At 49.3% G+C, this 12,865-nt stretch carries 13 protein-coding genes; 11 read left to right on the top strand and 2 right to left on the bottom strand.

Translation table 11 applies throughout. The features are described from left to right. Positions 1-165 precede the first annotated feature (165 nt). Complete coding sequence (locus NST07_RS18485) at positions 166-1,461, bottom strand: amino acid permease (protein WP_341093658.1); 1,296 nt, start codon at positions 1,459-1,461, stop codon at positions 166-168. 142 nt (positions 1,462-1,603) lie between these two features. Here NST07_RS18485 and NST07_RS18480 point away from each other — a divergent pair, with 142 nt between their 5' ends. The 3 genes from NST07_RS18480 (at position 1,604) to NST07_RS18470 (ending at position 4,856) form a co-directional block, all read left to right on the top strand. Continuing rightward, the gene (locus NST07_RS18480) at positions 1,604-2,539 is read left to right on the top strand and encodes a LysR family transcriptional regulator (RefSeq protein WP_342479926.1); all 936 of its coding nucleotides are present in this window, start codon (positions 1,604-1,606) and stop codon (positions 2,537-2,539) included. A gap of 31 nt (positions 2,540-2,570) precedes the next feature. Then, positions 2,571-3,488 (top strand): tyrosine-type recombinase/integrase, encoded by a 918-nt coding sequence (locus NST07_RS18475; protein ID WP_341093656.1) that lies wholly within the window; start codon positions 2,571-2,573, stop codon positions 3,486-3,488. 396 nt (positions 3,489-3,884) lie between these two features. Further along, positions 3,885-4,856, top strand: a complete 972-nt coding sequence (locus tag NST07_RS18470; RefSeq protein ID WP_341093654.1) for a glycosyl hydrolase family 53 — start codon at positions 3,885-3,887, stop codon at positions 4,854-4,856. A 231-nt stretch (positions 4,857-5,087) separates the two neighbouring features. On the opposite strand, the gene NST07_RS18465 is transcribed toward NST07_RS18470, so the two are convergent. Continuing rightward, on the bottom strand, positions 5,088-6,014 hold the full coding sequence (locus tag NST07_RS18465; protein WP_341093652.1) for an L-lactate dehydrogenase: 927 nt from the start codon (positions 6,012-6,014) through the stop codon (positions 5,088-5,090). A gap of 147 nt (positions 6,015-6,161) precedes the next feature. Between NST07_RS18465 and NST07_RS18460 the strand changes: the two genes are divergently transcribed. The 8 genes from NST07_RS18460 to gerQ all read left to right on the top strand — a co-directional run bounded on the left by NST07_RS18460 (position 6,162) and on the right by gerQ (position 12,640). After that, positions 6,162-6,788 (top strand): LysE family translocator, encoded by a 627-nt coding sequence (locus NST07_RS18460; RefSeq protein WP_341093650.1) that lies wholly within the window; start codon positions 6,162-6,164, stop codon positions 6,786-6,788. A gap of 40 nt (positions 6,789-6,828) precedes the next feature. Continuing rightward, entirely contained in the window at positions 6,829-8,211 is a 1,383-nt protein-coding gene (locus tag NST07_RS18455; protein WP_342479925.1) for an amino acid permease, read from the top strand. Positions 8,212-8,237: 26 nt separating this feature from the next. Continuing rightward, the gene (locus tag NST07_RS18450; RefSeq protein WP_342479924.1) at positions 8,238-9,530 is read left to right on the top strand and encodes a hypothetical protein; all 1,293 of its coding nucleotides are present in this window, start codon (positions 8,238-8,240) and stop codon (positions 9,528-9,530) included. Positions 9,531-9,679: 149 nt separating this feature from the next. Beyond that, the gene (locus tag NST07_RS18445; protein WP_341093645.1) at positions 9,680-10,306 is read left to right on the top strand and encodes a pyridoxamine 5'-phosphate oxidase family protein; all 627 of its coding nucleotides are present in this window, start codon (positions 9,680-9,682) and stop codon (positions 10,304-10,306) included. 158 nt (positions 10,307-10,464) lie between these two features. Next, positions 10,465-10,641, top strand: a complete 177-nt coding sequence (locus tag NST07_RS18440) for a hypothetical protein (protein ID WP_179091757.1) — start codon at positions 10,465-10,467, stop codon at positions 10,639-10,641. Positions 10,642-10,862: 221 nt separating this feature from the next. Next, on the top strand, positions 10,863-11,255 hold the full coding sequence (locus NST07_RS18435) for a DUF2500 domain-containing protein (protein WP_341097691.1): 393 nt from the start codon (positions 10,863-10,865) through the stop codon (positions 11,253-11,255). Between the two features lie 300 nt (positions 11,256-11,555). Then, positions 11,556-11,978, top strand: coding sequence for a cell wall hydrolase (locus NST07_RS18430; RefSeq protein ID WP_341093643.1), 423 nt, complete (start codon positions 11,556-11,558; stop codon positions 11,976-11,978). Between the two features lie 257 nt (positions 11,979-12,235). Next, positions 12,236-12,640: a spore coat protein GerQ gene (gene gerQ, locus NST07_RS18425; protein ID WP_341097690.1), complete on the top strand. Its 405-nt coding sequence runs from the start codon at positions 12,236-12,238 to the stop codon at positions 12,638-12,640. The last annotated feature ends 225 nt before the right edge of the window (positions 12,641-12,865 follow it).

The raw sequence follows: 12,865 nt of genomic DNA, 5'->3' as shown, positions 1-12,865 counted from the left end.
CGGAAACCGCCTCAGTCAGCAGAGATTCGCTTACATTCCAGTTGATCTTCCCGCTTGCGCATCCTTTCCGTTATTTGGACAGTCCCTTCAAAAGAAAACAGGCCGCACCCTCCTTGCCCAGCAAAGAGGATGCGGCCTGCTCTATTCAAGGGTCCTGTGCGCCGACTAACGATGTTCCAGTGTCTGAGAGTAACCGCTGCCGGAGCTGCGTTTATTGCCCAACACGGCGACGACGATAAAGACGATCGTAATCAGCAGCGGATACAGTATTGCCCACCCCGTAAATGGAAACACCGCCAATGTGGCGATAAAAGATATCCAGCTGATCGTTACTCCAAGCCTGTTGCCTTTGAGCAGCCGGATTCCGGCTGCGCAGCCTCCAATGTACGTCAGGATGAAAGTGGCATTGGGGAACTGGATCAGCGTGGTGATGGAGAGCAGGCCACTGCCGTAAAGGAGCAGTACTGCAGCAAAACAAAGCAACAAGAAACCAATAGCCCCAGTGGGCGTCTTGTACCGGTTGGACAGGCGTCCCATCCACTTGGGAGCATAGCCCTGACGGGACAAGGCAAAGGCCACCCGTGATGCAGCGCTGGAATAGGCGATAATCGTCGCGGTGCAGATGAACAGGCCGGTAAGACCGGCGATGAAGCCGCCCCATGCGCCAAGCGGCTGGCTGATGATCCAGACGAGCGAGGAATCAGCGCCTCCACGGAGGTAGCTTTGGGTTCCAACTGTAGCCAGCGCGGATAAGAAATAGAGCACCCCTACGATAATAGCGGCGATGGTGACCCCCTTAACAGCTGCACGCTGCGGGTCCTTGAACTCTTCTGAAAGATGGGAGACTGCCTCCCAGCCGATGAAACACCAGAAGAGAATAGCTGCCGCCTGCCCGATGCTTAACCAGCCACGGGGAACAAAAGGCGTGAAATGCGTGCTTTCCATGCGGGGGAGTGCGGTGGCAAACGAGAATACCAGCACAGCAATGATTGCGATTACGACGGCAATTTGTACTTTGCCTGCGACCTGCATGCCCATCCAGTTCGTGATCAGGCCAATGGCCAGCATCACGGCGGCGATAGCGATTCGGGCTCCATCTCCCCAGCCCATGGCGGCCGTCATATACCCGGCTCCTGTCAGCGCAGCCACAGGTCCGCCAATGGGCACCGACATCAGGAAGAACCAGCCCACCAAGGCTCCGGCCTTGGGACCGAAGGCCAAAGTGACGAAATGGGACACACCTCCGGCATTTGGGAATTTAGCGGAGAGGAGACCCATAGACAAAGCCAGAGGCAGAATCAGCAGGGTCATGAATCCCCAGGCCAGCAGGGAAGCCGGACCGGCCATTTCCGCGGCCAGTCCGGGTACGATTAATATACCTGAACCAAGCACGGCTCCAATGTATAGGGCAATGGCTTGCGGCATACCGATGTTTCGTTGCAATGTATGAGTTTCCTTCATAAATAAGATCCCGCTTTCCTTTTACCTTGAATTTAGTTATAGAGTATCAGATAATGTATCCATAGGAAAAACGGAAAATTTGAATATTATCCATTCGAAAAACCGATGATACATTCCTTCCGGGAAGGTTGGTGAGAGTCATATGGAATCGCGGCATTTATTTACGTTTCTAGTAGTCGTAGAGGCAGGCAGTTTTACCCGTGCTGCTCAAAAGCTGGACTATGCCCAGTCCAGTATTACTGCGCAAATTCAAGCGCTGGAGGCAGAGCTTGGCCAGCCTTTGTTTGACCGCATCAGCAAAAAAATTATTCTGACCGATGCCGGCCGCCGCCTGCTGCCTTATGCGCAGGAAATTCACCGGATGCACTCTTTGGCCCAGAATGCCCTGCGTGCAGAGAATGAGGTATCGGGAGTCCTGCGGATTGGTGCGCCAGAATCGCTGGCCGCCTTCCGTCTGCCGGGCATCATTAAGGAATTCCGCGGGCAATATCCGCAGGTTCAAATCACACTGAAACCAGGCGTCTGCTGGGAGCTGGCAGATTCCGTCCGCTCCGGTGAGCTGGATTTGGCTTTTCTGCTGCAGCCGGAGGCGGAATATAAAGACTTGTGCAGTGAAACATTGATTCTTGAAGAGATGACGCTTATTGCACCGCCGGATCATCCTTTGCTACAGCAGGAGAGTGTCGAACCGCAGCACCTTAAGAATGAAACCATCCTGTTTACAGAAACAGGCTGTACCTACCGGATTTTGTTTGAGCGTCATTTGAACAGCCAGGGGGTGTTTCCCGATCCTAAGCTGGAATTCTGGAGTATCGAGGCGATCAAGCAGTGTGTCATGTCCGGCCTCGGCATCTCATTCCTGCCGCTGATTTCGGTAAGAAGCGAGCTGGCCGCCGGCAAGCTGGCCCGGCTGAACTGGAATGATGAATCGCAGCGGGTTGCTACACAGACTGTCTACCATCTAAAGAAATGGAAATCGCCGGCACTTCAGGAATTTTTGCTGACGGTAGAGAAACATGCGGCAATGTGGAGAAGTACAAATACTAATGAAGGTGTATTAAATTCCGTGGTACAATAAGTTGTTGAAATCATGGGGGAGGAGGACATACATGAACAAATTGGGGCCTGACTATGAAGAAGAGCTTGAGGCCTTTCTGATCTGGATGAAGGATGCCGGATTTACAGCGTACACACAGAAATCCTATCTTGCTGATGTGCGGGAGTTTCTTGGGAGCCTGAATGGCAGAAGTCTGGAATCCGTTAAAAAGCTTCAAGTAGTGTCCTATCTGACCTCGGTCCGTGAACGCGGGGTAAGCGATGCGACGCGTAACCGCAAGCATGCCTCGGTTAATTGTTTGTTTAAGGCACTCATCGAGCTGGAATTGCTGACAGCCAATCCGGCGGCCGGGATCAAGAAATCCAAAACCGAAAAAAACCGTGAGCCGGTCTATCTGGATGAAGTGGATCTGCAGCGGTTTTTGTCTGCTGTAGAAGGCAAATACCGGAGCCGCAATTTGGCTGTTTTCTTACTGATGTCCTATATGGGGCTGCGGGTGGGGGAAGTCCATACGCTGAATTTGAGTGATTATAATGCAGAACGGCGTACACTGCGTGTATTTGGCAAAGGACGCAAATGGCGCAATGTGCCAGTGCCGGAGGATGTCGCCCCTTTTCTGCAGCAAGCCTTGAACGAACGTCTCACCCCTTGGCTTAGCAAAGAGGAGGCGATGTTTATCTCTCAGAAAGGACGCAGACTCTCGATACGGGGAATACAGGGCATAGCTGCAGACACCTTTAGCCGTTTTCAGCAGGAAGTGCCGATGGTTCACCGCCGGCCGTACTCCAGCCATAAGCTGCGTCACTCCTTTGCCACAATGCTGCTGCGCAAGGGGGCGGATTTGCGTACTGTGCAGGAGCTGCTGGGACATTCGTCCATACAGACTACAACGGTTTATACGCATATTACAAGCCGGGAGAAGGAAGAAGCCATGTCCAGGCTGCAGATTCAGTTTCCGCAGAAGAACTAGAAAAATCATTATTCCGAATTGTTTACATAACTAATAATATGTTAATTATATCTTGTTTTGTACAATTGCCAGCTTAAACACAGATATGTGGTCATTTTGGAAGTGGATGCAGAATTCGCATCCTATCTTGAGGTCAACCAGCAAATAGAATAATTGTTATCCTCACTGATAGGCACGGCCGCTAAATGACTCACGCGGTTCGGGCCTTTTTTTATAACAAAAATAACTTGTTATTATTAATTGTTTGATTTATTCTAACTGTTATTAAGGTTTTTAATAATAACTATATTAGTTGAACTAAAGAACTACATCTAATGTTTAATTTCTGTAGCAATGATTTACGGAAAATGGTACACGAAAGAACATGTTATTACTAACTAATAGGAGGACTTGGGGATGAAGGAAGTTTTTTTTAAAGGAATGACTTATGGCTGGGAAACAAAAAGAGGAGAGTACCGGAAAGATTATGCAGCGGATTCGATGAAAAAGCTGGCGGATACCGGAAGTGAGTGGATCGCTTTGTCCTTCTGGACCTGGCAGGATACAGTGTTCTCAACAGATATTCACTTTGATTACGGTTATACGCCGACAGATCGGGATATCGAACATGCGGTGCGAAACGCGAAGGAGCTGGGCCTGAAGGTCTGCTTGAAGCCTGTAGTCAACTCCAGAGACGGGATTTGGAGAGCGCGGATCGGATTTCCTGAGGATGGAGACGCCTATTGGGCAGCCTGGTTCGAGTCCTACACGAATTTCTTGAAGCATTATGCGGAGCTGGCAGAGGAGCTGGGCTGCGAAATGTTCTGTATAGGTTGTGAAATGGTAGCTACAGAATATAGGGAAGCAGAATGGCGGGAAGTTATCCGTGAGGTGAAGAGCCTATATACCGGCCCCATCGTTTACAATGCCAATCATGGCAAAGAAGAAGGAATTCAGTGGCTCGATGCGGTCGATCTCATCGGAACCAGCGCATATTATCCTGTAGCCTCTGTGCCGGGTGATTCCTATGCGAATATGCTCACTGTCTGGGAGAAGCAGAAACCCCGGCTTAAGGCTTTAGCCGAAAGATTCAACAAGCCGCTTGTTTTTATCGAAATTGGCTGCCGCAGCGCACTCGGCTGTGCCACTATGCCGTGGGACTTTACGCATAAGGATCTGCCTCATTCGGAAAGCGAGCAGGCTAACTTTTATCGTTCGGCACTTGAAACCTTTTGGAATGAGCCTTGGTTCGCCGGTTTCTTCTGGTGGGATTGGAGTACAAAGCTCTACGCTCTGGAAGAGGCTTCGTCCAACAATGGATTTGATATTTACGGTAAGGAAGCGGAACAAGTGCTGAAAGAGTATTACAAATTGCTAGTCACAAAATAACTCTGTCTCAAGGGTCGGGAACGCTCTTGGAAATTTAAAGCATTAGATTAATATCATTGTCAGGCAAAAAAGATTCATGTTATAGTACTTAAGGAAAATCCGTCCTTCTATTCGCGGGGTTAATATTCCATCCGCTTGAAGGGCGGTTTCTTTTGCGTGCGGGAAGCATAAAACAAGGCTGTCCCAGTCATTGAAATGACCAGGACAACCCCGTGCTAACGAGTAAAATGGTTACAATTCAAGCTTGGAAATTTCCGCTTTGAGCTTCTCTGCAGATTTCTGGAACATTGCCTTTTCGTCTTCACTCAGCGGCAGATCCAGCACTTCGCGAACGCCGGAGCGGTCAACGACACATGGAGCACCGAGGAACACATCTGAAACTCCGTTATAGTTGTTCAGCAGCGTGGAGACATTCAGCACAGCACCTTCATTGTTCAGAATGGAAACCACGATCCGGTCCAGGGCAAGAGCAATCGCATATGAGGTAGAACCTTTGGCGTCGATAATTTCATAGGCGGCGTTCTTGGTGTCTTCAAAGATCTCCTTGCGTTCCGCTTCATCAAAGCCCAAATCGATGCCGGCCACGTTGGCAAGGCTCCATACCGGAAGCTCGGAGTCACCGTGTTCACCGATTATTTGACCATGAATGCTGCGGGGATCTATTTCTTTATGAAGACCGATCAAATAGCGGAACCGTGCACTGTCAAGCACCGTACCGGAACCGATGACCCGTCTGCGGTCGAAGCCGCTGATCTTAAGAGTGGCATAAGCCAGGATATCTACCGGATTCGTTGCAATCAGCAGAATGGCATGCTGATTGTATTTCGTAATCTTTTGGATGATATCTTTAAAAATCGAGATGTTCTTTCGCAGAAGATCAATCCGGGTCTCACCCGGCTTCTGGGAGGCGCCGGCGGTTACGATAATAATATCCGCTTCCCGGCAATCTTCATAGGTTCCTGCCCACAGTTTTACACCGCCGACAAACGGCATGCCGTGGTTCATGTCAAGTGCTTCACCCAGCGCTTTCTGGTGATTGACATCGATAAGTACCAATTCAGGCATCCGTCTGCGCAGAAGCAGCGTATATGCGGTTGTTGTACCGACTGCACCGGTACCGATAACTACGACACGATTGGGCTTAAATGGGGGGGCCATTGTTCCATCTCCTCCGAATTTCGATTTTTTTTTGTCCAATCCTATCCATCATAAGCTCTGGAGTTAGTGTTTTCAAGCAGCTTGTTTTTAATCCATTACCCGAAAACGGGCAAGCTAACAACGTGCTTTCGCAGAGAGGAGGTAGCTATGTTTAGTATTGCTACACTATTTATGTACCTTGGGGCTGCCATTCTGCTGATCCTTATTCCGGGTCCGGATCTTATTTTCGCTGTTACCCAGGGGATTACGAATGGCCGGAAAGCAGGTGTCTACACCGCTGTTGGACTGGCACTGGGGAATACAGTACATACTTTGGCTGCAGCACTGGGATTGTCAATCATTGTGAAGACATCTCCGCTGCTGTTCACCCTGTTTAAGATTGCCGGTGCACTGTATTTATTTAACCTGGCCTACAAATCATTGAAGCACCGTAAAGCAACGCTCTTAGTGAACGATGGCGAGAAGAAGGATGAAAGGGCATTGCTGCGAAGAGGACTGATTATGAATATTCTCAATCCCAAAGTGGCCATCTTCTTTCTGACCTTTCTGCCGCAATTCGTGAATTATGACTATGGTGTTGTACCTTTGCAGATGCTTGTGCTTGGACTTATCTTTATTGTGCTGACCGCTCTGATCTTCGGAGCGCTTGCTTATTTTGCCGGTGCCTTCAGCAGCAAATTTCTGGAGAAGCCCCGTGTGCAGGAAGGCGCCAACATCGCAGCCGGAGTTATATTTGTCGGACTGGGCATGAAGCTGCTGACCACGGCACCCTAGGAGTTCCACATTCATATCATCGACAGGAGAGAATTTAAGAATGGATTTATTCCGCAAAAAACCGCTGACCGCGCCTCAAAGCGCCGATGGCGCTAAACTGAGCAAGACACTGGGTGCGCTGGATCTTACAACACTTGGTGTAGGGGCCATTATCGGCACCGGGATATTTGTTATGACAGGAGTCGCAGCCGCAGAGCATGCCGGGCCGGGCCTTGTGCTCTCCTTCATTCTCGCCGGGTTTGCCTGCGTGCTGTCCGCACTGTGTTATTCAGAATTTGCTTCAACGCTCCCGGTGTCCGGCAGCGCTTATGCCTATAGCTATGTCGCTTTCGGCGAGTTACTGGCCTGGATTCTGGGCTGGGATCTGGTGCTGGAATATGGGGTTGCGGCAGCGGCGGTAAGCAGTGGATGGTCCGGTTACTTCCAGGGCCTGCTGGATGGTTTCGGCCTGCATTTGCCCACAGCACTCTCCGGGGCTTATAATGCGGACAAAGGCACTTATCTAAATCTGCCCGCCATGATCATTATTTTGCTGATCTCCTATTTGTTGACTCGCGGAGTCAAGGAAACGGCCCGCTTTAATGCAATTATGGTTGTGATTAAGCTGTCTGTAGTGCTTCTCTTCATAGTTACTGGAGTTTTCTATGTGAAACCGGAGAACTGGACGCCATTTTTACCATTTGGCTTTCATGGGGTGGTGAATGGGGCGGCTACCGTTTTTTTCGCCTATATCGGCTTTGATGCCATATCGACTGCTGCGGAAGAGGTGAAGCGCCCGCAGCGTGATTTGCCTATCGGAATCATTTCATCCCTTGCAATCTGCACCGTGCTGTACATTACTGTCTCGCTGGTTCTGACAGGGATCGTACCTTATCAAAGCCTGAATGTCAGTGATCCTGTTTCCTACGCCCTGCGATTCGTGGACCAGAATATGATTGCCGGTCTAATCTCTGTAGGCGCTATTGCCGGGATGACCACGGTTCTGCTTGTTATGCTCTTCGGCCAGACCCGTCTCTTGTTCGCGATCTCACGGGACGGGCTGCTGCCGAAAAGCTGGTCCAAAGTAAGCGCCAAAACGCATACCCCCGTGCGCAGCACCTGGATGGTCGGAGGATTGATCGCCGTGCTCACCGGATTTGTTCCACTGGACCGGCTGGCTAACCTGACCAGCATTGGAACACTGTTCGCTTTTCTCGTGGTGTCCTTGGGTGTAATTGTGCTGCGCCGTACCCATCCGAATCTGAAAAGAGGGTTCACGGTGCCTTGGGTGCCATACATCCCCCTGCTTAGTGCGGCAACCTGCGCTTATTTAATGTATAATCTGGGGAGAGAGACTTGGATCGGCTTTGTCATCTGGCTGGCTGTCGGACTACTGATCTATTTTCTGTACGGATACAAAAACAGCAAACTGAATCAAAAATAAACGATAACAGAAGAGGAGAGAGAGCTTTGTCATCCCAAACAGCAGATTTCAAGGTTCTGAGAACGCTACTGGTGGTTCTCCTGAGCCTACTCATACTCTCGGCTTGCTCTTCTTCTCCTGCTCCTGAGCCCACTCAGCCACCTCAGCCGACGGAAGCGCCGGAAGAAGGGCAGACGATTACCCTGATTACACCCGACGCCAAAAACTTAGTCAATAAAGATACACCTAAATATCAAATTCAGACCCGGCTTACGGATTTCAGATTGTTAACCGATTCTGCAGGACTGGCCTGGGGTGTTACCAAAAATGAACTTCGGATCTACATGACCAAAGATAACGGGGAAACCTGGGCGAATATTTCACCTTCTGTAAATGTGCAGTTTCTGTCTAATCCGGTGTACAGCCAAGAGATCTTCTTTACGGATCTAGAGAACGGCTGGATTGTAAGAAGTGCTTTTGGAACGACGGAAACCGTTGTGCTCCGAACAACCGATGGGGGACTGAGCTGGAAAATCTCTTCATTTCCGGATGCGAATACGATCTCTTCCATCTACTTCAGTTCTCCGAGCCATGGCTGGCTGATGACCTCCTGGGATATTAATGCCACTAAAGCAAGCAAAGCGCTGTATGCAACGGCAGACGGGGGGGCCACTTGGAATATGGTTATGCAGAACGAGCAATATAATCCGAAGCTGCCAAATCTTGCAATTCCGATGGCGGGCGTGACGACCGGGATGATCTTTAAGGATACAGACCGTGGATTCGTGACACTCCAGACCGGAGCGCTGCCCAAGATTTACATGACTCAAGACGGTGGAGCAACATGGAGTCAGGGACCGGAGTTTCTAGTGAATGAACAGTGGAGAGGCTGCGACAAAGTGGTCACCGGAGAACCGGAATTCTTCGGCAATAACAGCGCATCCGGGTGGTTGCCGGTGGCCTGCCAGAAAGATAAGGATGCTACCATCACATATAACGGATATTTTACCGCCAATAGCGGAGCAAGCTGGACATTTACTACGTTCGGTCTGGGCATCCAGACAGGGATCAACCGCCACCTGGCTCCTGCCTTTTTAAATTCTCAACTCGGCTGGGCTTTGAAAGGAAATCTGATGTACAAGACGATTAATGCGGGAGCAACCTGGACAACACTTCCGGCCAGCAGCGTTCTGCAATCCAAGCTCTTGGAATATCCGGAGATTGTGAAGCTGCAGTTTATTTCAAAGGATGTTGGCTGGCTCTTAATTGAGAAAAAAGAAAATCGGCGATCTATCCTGCTGCAGACAACCAATGGGGGCGTGAGCTGGAAGGTAATGTAAGTTGATTTAGCGGGGAGGCTGCAGATTGCAGTCTCTTTTTTTCAAAATATAAGAATTTTAGCTTCAACCGTTTCCACTTGTCATTATTTCCCTGTGTTACAATAAGTAGCAGGTGAATCTATGAAATTCATACATATGGAGTGAAGAAGATGCATGATTTTAATACAATCAAGTCAGAAGAGGAATTACGTGCTATACTCGGTTATCCAAGCGAACTGGTGAAGAACAAAGCGATTGATGCCCTGGATGAGCATTGCCGCCAGTTTATCGCTAAGTCACCATTGTTGATCATGGCCACTTCCGATGCGGAGGGGTTATGTGATGTCTCACCCAGAGGGGATGCGCCGGGTTTTGTGCTTGTTCTGGATGACAACCATCTTGTCATACCTGAACGGCCGGGTAACCGCCGAATGGATTCGTTAAGGAATATTCTGTCCAATCCAAACGCGGGCCTTATTTTCCTCATTCCGGGTCTGGAAGAAACGCTCAGAGTGAATGGTCGTGCTTATATTGTCCGTGATGAAGAGCTGCTTGTCCGAATGGAATCTCATGGGCGGACTCCGCTGGTAGGCATAGTCATTGAAGTGGAAGAATGCTATATGCATTGTGCAAAATCGTTAAAGCGCTCCAGCTTGTGGAATCCAGACTCTTGGATTGCGAAGGCTGAATTGCCGAATGTTCCTCAGATGATATCTGACCACGCCAAACTTCCTGGCATGAACGCAGAAAAAGTAAAAGCTTCACTGCAAGACAGCTATACCCACCGAATGTATTGATGCTCTGGGCTTTAAATGAAGCAAAAAAACGTATTTAAAATTTTCTTTAAAAATGTGAAAAAAATCACATGACAAAGCGCTGTCCGTGTGATATATTTAACACATAGAAAGCAAGTTCATTTTTTCACAAACTTTCATTCCGAATAGGAGAGATTACAATGACAACTTTTGAAACGGATTATATGACTAGAAACCTTCTGCAATTATGCTATAACTGTGATGATGCACACCTCTGTGAAACTGAAGAACAATGCAGAGCCTGCTGGGCGGACAACGGAATGCTTCCGGAAGAAGAGAACGAAACCAAGCAACTCTTAGATCTTGTACATGCTTAATATTGATAGGCAGAATGAACGTTTTTAAAGACCACTTGTGTTCTCAAATCTGAGAGCCGGGTGGTCTTTTTGGTTTGTAGCCTGTCGTCAGCTGACGGCGAATATGGTTTTCATCTATTTGTGATGCTGTATGAACCGGAACAGGCATATACATGTACAGAAGCGACTGCAGTTATGCGGAAAGCTGAAAAATGGGGATTAAGGAGGAATAAGTCATGGGGATAGGCCCGGATTCTTCTTGGATGTTTGATCTTACCGGGACGGTAATACCGATTTTTCTCGCCCTGATGATTGGCATTGTCGCTGTATCTGCTGGCAGGGGGCTGCTTCAATGGAGCCGGAACAACAGCTCACCCCTGTTGACCGTTCCTGCCCGGATCGTCAGCAAGCGCAGTGAAGTCCGCCAGCAGCAGCTTCAGGATGAGAATCAGAGCAGCCGCACCAGTACAACCTACTATTTAACCTATGAGACGGACGAAGGTGTCAGGATGGAATTTAAAGTGGACGGAAATGAGTTCGGCATGAGCGCTGAGGGAGACAGAGGTGTGCTGACTTACCAAGGCACAAGGTATCACGGGTTTCAGCGCAGCCTGCATTACTCCACAGCTGACTAATTTAACTGTCTGTGATATGAATTTGGTTCGGTTTACAATAGAGATGAGGTTTCGGATAATAATTTCGTTACAGGAGCACAGCTTATCATTGACGGCGGAATAACGCGCAAAATGATTTATGAGCCATAACTAAGCTATCCAGGTAACGGGAAGAAAATAGGCGTGAACTGTCACCTCTTAGGCGAATGCACATACAATACATCGAGCAGTCAAGAGATGTGGAAGCTTGCGAGGCAGGTAAGAAGTCCGGTAAGGAGCGGATGCCTTCAGAACTGCTACGAAGCAAAAGGAGGAGAATGTGTGGCCGTCATCAAAGCGAACTCGGAAGATGTGAAGGTGCTTGCGCGGCTGATGCGGGCGGAAGCCGAAGAGGACGGAGAAGCCGGGATGCTTATGGTCGGGAATGTCGGCGTCAACCGGATTCTCGGCAATTGCCTGGACTTCAACAATATCCGCAATATGAACGATATGGTGTTTCAAAGTCCAGGTGGCTTTGAAGCGCCTCAGAAGGGGTACTTCTATCAGCGTGCCCGGGAATCCGACATTCGCCTGGCCAAAAGAGTGATTGCCGGAGAACGACGATGGCCGGCCTCTAATGCCTTATGGTTCTTTCGTCCTGTAGGCGATTGTCCTGCCACCTGGTATAACCAGCAGAACACCGGCCGCTACAAAGCCCATTGCTTCTTTACACCAACCAGCGCGGATTGCCCGGCTGTATATTAGTACAGCCGGCCCTGCGGGGAGAGTCAGCGTGCTTCCGTAATCTGTCTCTCCCGCTGAAACTGGCAAGCGAAAATTGTGCTGTCGCACCATGTTCTACACGAAGTTAATCAAGGAAGCAAATGCTGACAAAACTTTTAGGAGGTTTTACACAAATGATAGGTCAACCTTACCGTCCCGTTACTTATATGATTGGCAGCACTTCTTCTTCCACTGGCATGAACGGAGGTGGAATGCCTGCCAGCGGCCACATGGGCAGCATGGGCAGCATGGGCAGTATGGGCAGCATGGGCAGCATGGGGAGCATGGGCAGCATGCCACCTCAGGTCACCAGCGGGAGCCCCATGACGCCTACAGGAAGCGTGGTGCCTACCACAGCCCCGGCCTTTGAACAATCCTACATTGAGAACATTTTCCGCCTCAACCTGGGCAAGATCGGGACCTTTTATTTCACATATGAGAACAACAAGGATTGGAATGCCAAGGTTTACAAAGGTGTGCTGGAAGCAGCCGGGCGGGATCATATCATTATCAGTGATCCGGCTACCGGACAGAGAACTGTGCTGCTGATGATTTATTTCGATTATGCTACCTTCGATGAGCCGCTTGCTTACCAGTATCCGGGAGTCATCGGAAATCCACCGGTCGCCCGAAACTTCCGTTAATCCACCTGAACAACTATCCATAGAACACAACTTGCAAACGGCAGCCCGCCTGTAAATGGGGGATGCCGTTTTTTGTGTGAAATTGGAGGATTAGATAATCACGCTGAAGGCAACAAGTTTGACGGAGCGGGTGCGAAAGATTTAACATATATAAAAGCGTATCAACAACCTTTTTTGCATTCGTTAACCTTGTTTTATACCTTTTATACGGAGTATGTCCATAAG

This window comes from Paenibacillus sp. FSL L8-0340 (assembly GCF_038593145.1).
Classification (GTDB): Bacteria; Bacillota; Bacilli; order Paenibacillales; family Paenibacillaceae; genus Paenibacillus_AQ.
Note: the sequence above shows the minus strand (reverse complement) of the source record. Positions and strands in the feature narration are given on the sequence as shown.

Excerpts from the sequence above, each read along its gene's own strand:
- NST07_RS18470 (WP_341093654.1), top strand. The coding sequence starts at position 3,885 with ATGAAGGAAGTTTTTTTTAAAGGAATGACTTATGGCTGGGAAACAAAA.
- NST07_RS18445 (WP_341093645.1), top strand. The coding sequence starts at position 9,680 with ATGCATGATTTTAATACAATCAAGTCAGAAGAGGAATTACGTGCTATA.
- NST07_RS18440 (WP_179091757.1), top strand. The coding sequence starts at position 10,465 with ATGACAACTTTTGAAACGGATTATATGACTAGAAACCTTCTGCAATTA.
- NST07_RS18480 (WP_342479926.1), top strand. The coding sequence starts at position 1,604 with ATGGAATCGCGGCATTTATTTACGTTTCTAGTAGTCGTAGAGGCAGGC.
- NST07_RS18455 (WP_342479925.1), top strand. The coding sequence starts at position 6,829 with ATGGATTTATTCCGCAAAAAACCGCTGACCGCGCCTCAAAGCGCCGAT.
- NST07_RS18465 (WP_341093652.1), bottom strand. The coding sequence starts at position 6,014 with ATGGCCCCCCCATTTAAGCCCAATCGTGTCGTAGTTATCGGTACCGGT.
- gerQ (WP_341097690.1), top strand. The coding sequence starts at position 12,236 with ATGGGCAGCATGGGCAGTATGGGCAGCATGGGCAGCATGGGGAGCATG.
- NST07_RS18460 (WP_341093650.1), top strand. The coding sequence starts at position 6,162 with ATGTTTAGTATTGCTACACTATTTATGTACCTTGGGGCTGCCATTCTG.
- NST07_RS18485 (WP_341093658.1), bottom strand. The coding sequence starts at position 1,461 with ATGAAGGAAACTCATACATTGCAACGAAACATCGGTATGCCGCAAGCC.
- NST07_RS18475 (WP_341093656.1), top strand. The coding sequence starts at position 2,571 with ATGAACAAATTGGGGCCTGACTATGAAGAAGAGCTTGAGGCCTTTCTG.